The sequence below is a fragment of the Aeromicrobium sp. PFPM2_SD2 genome (assembly GCF_057364525.1).
On sequence record NZ_JBNFNZ010000434.1, the window covers coordinates 1 to 2,041 of the forward strand.

Consider the following 2,041-nt stretch of genomic DNA (forward strand, 5'->3'; position numbering starts at 1 on the left):
GGCGCCGTCACCGTCGGCACCGACGAGGTCGCCGCCCTCGGCTCGTCCACCCTCGCCCCGGCGCTCATGGCCAACCACGTCGAGGTCGTCTGGCCGGCGGACCTGGTGCGCGAGCTCGGCACGTCCGCGCTCGTGCAGCGCGCCGAGGGCCCCCGCTCGGACCGTCCCGCCGCGTTCGCCTCCGGTCAGCTGTTCCGCTTCGACTGGCAGGTCGCGCTCGGCTCGGACGTCCTGTCGGCGCACGAGGTCGACGAGCTGGCCAAGTCCCAGCACGGCCTGCTGCGGCTGCGCAACCGGTGGGTCTTCGTCGACAAGAACGACCTGCGCGAGGTGCTCGCCCGGCGCGCCCACGAGCTGAGCCCGTTCGACGCCCTGCGCGCCGCGGTGACCGGCGAGATCGAGGTCGACGGGCGCCGGGTCGACGTGCAGACCGTCGGCTGGCTCGACGAGGTGCGCGAGCGGCTCATGGCCCGCGGGTCGGGCGGACGCACCGTCCAGCAGCCCGAGGCGCTGGACGGCACGCTGCGCGACTACCAGCTGGCCGGCGTGGGCTGGATGAGCCAGCTCGTCGAGCTCGGCCTCGGCGGCGTCCTGGCCGACGACATGGGCCTGGGCAAGACGGTCATGCTCATCGCGCTGCACCTGCACCGCCAGTCCGAGCGCCCCACGCTCGTCGTGGCGCCGGCGTCGGTGCTCGGCAACTGGGTGCGCGAGGTCGAGCGCTTCGCCCCGGACGTGCCGGTGGTGCGCTACCACGGTCCCGGACGCTCGCTGCACGGCGCGGGCAACGGGTTCGTCGTCACCACCTACGGCACGATGCGCACCGACGCCGACGTCCTGGCCGACCGGGCGTGGGGCCTGGTCGTGGCCGACGAGGCGCAGCACGTGAAGAACCCGCGCTCGCGCACCGCGCAGGCGCTGCGCCGGCTCGAGGCCGACGCCAACCTCGCCCTCACCGGCACGCCGGTCGAGAACTCGCTCGGCGAGCTCTGGGCGATCCTGGACTGGACGACGCCCGGCCTGCTCGGCACGCACGAGGAGTTCCGCTCGTCCTGGAGCCAGCCGATCGAGTCCGGGCGCGACCGCGAGCGGGCGGCGACCCTGTCGCGGCTCATCCGCCCGTTCGTGCTGCGCCGGCGCAAGTCCGACCCGGGCATCGCGCCGGAGCTGCCGCCCAAGATCGAGACCGACCACCACGTGAACCTCACGCGCGAGCAGGTCGGCCTCTACGAGGCGGTCGTCCGCGACACGATGGCCCAGATCGAGGCGGCGCAGGGCATCCAGCGCCGCGGCCTGGTCATCCGGCTGCTGACCCAGCTCAAGCAGATCTGCAACCACCCGGCGCAGTTCCTGCGCGAGGGCGAGGGCCGCCTGACCGGACGCTCGGGCAAGCTCGGCGTCTTCGACGACCTGCTGACCGAGATCCTGGCCGAGGACGGCGCGGTGCTCGTCTTCACCCAGTACACGCAGATGGGCCACCTGCTCGCCCGGCACCTGGACGAGCAGAAGATCCCGCACTTCTTCCTGCACGGGCACACCCCGGTGCGCACGCGCGAGTCATGGTGCGCCGCTTCCAGGCCGGCGAGGTGCCGGTCTTCGTGCTGTCGCTCAAGGCGGCCGGCACCGGGCTCAACCTGACCCGCGCCGACCACGTCGTCCACTACGACCGCTGGTGGAACCCGGCGGTCGAGGACCAGGCGACCGACCGCGCGCACCGCATCGGGCAGACCCGCGCGGTTCAGGTCCACCGGCTCGTGGCCGAAGGTACGGTCGAAGAGTCGATCGCCGAGCTCATCTCGTCCAAGCGCTCGCTCGCCGACGCGGTCGTCAACGCCGGTGAGGGGGCCCTGACCGAGCTGACCGACGCCGAGCTCGCCGATCTCGTCACCCTGCGCCGGAGCACGTCTTGACCCACCGCACGCCCCGTTCCCTGCGAGCCGCCCTCGCCCTGACCGTCGCCCTGGTCGCGGGGCTGCTGGTGGGCCCGGCCGCCGCCGAGCGTCCGACGTCCGTCCGCCGCGGCGAGCAAGGACCCGCGACT

The 2,041-nt window shown here is 73.5% G+C and carries 2 protein-coding genes; both read left to right on the forward strand.

Translation table 11 applies throughout. From position 1 onward, the window contains the following. Positions 1–1,638 (forward strand): DEAD/DEAH box helicase (locus AC2W7G_RS14720; protein WP_485869098.1); only part of this gene is annotated, 1,638 nt, incomplete at its 5' end. Continuing rightward, positions 1,560–1,910, forward strand: a complete 351-nt coding sequence (locus tag AC2W7G_RS14725) for a helicase-related protein (protein ID WP_485869099.1) — start codon at positions 1,560–1,562, stop codon at positions 1,908–1,910. The genes AC2W7G_RS14720 and AC2W7G_RS14725, both read left to right, overlap by 79 nt. The last annotated feature ends 131 nt before the right edge of the window (positions 1,911–2,041 follow it).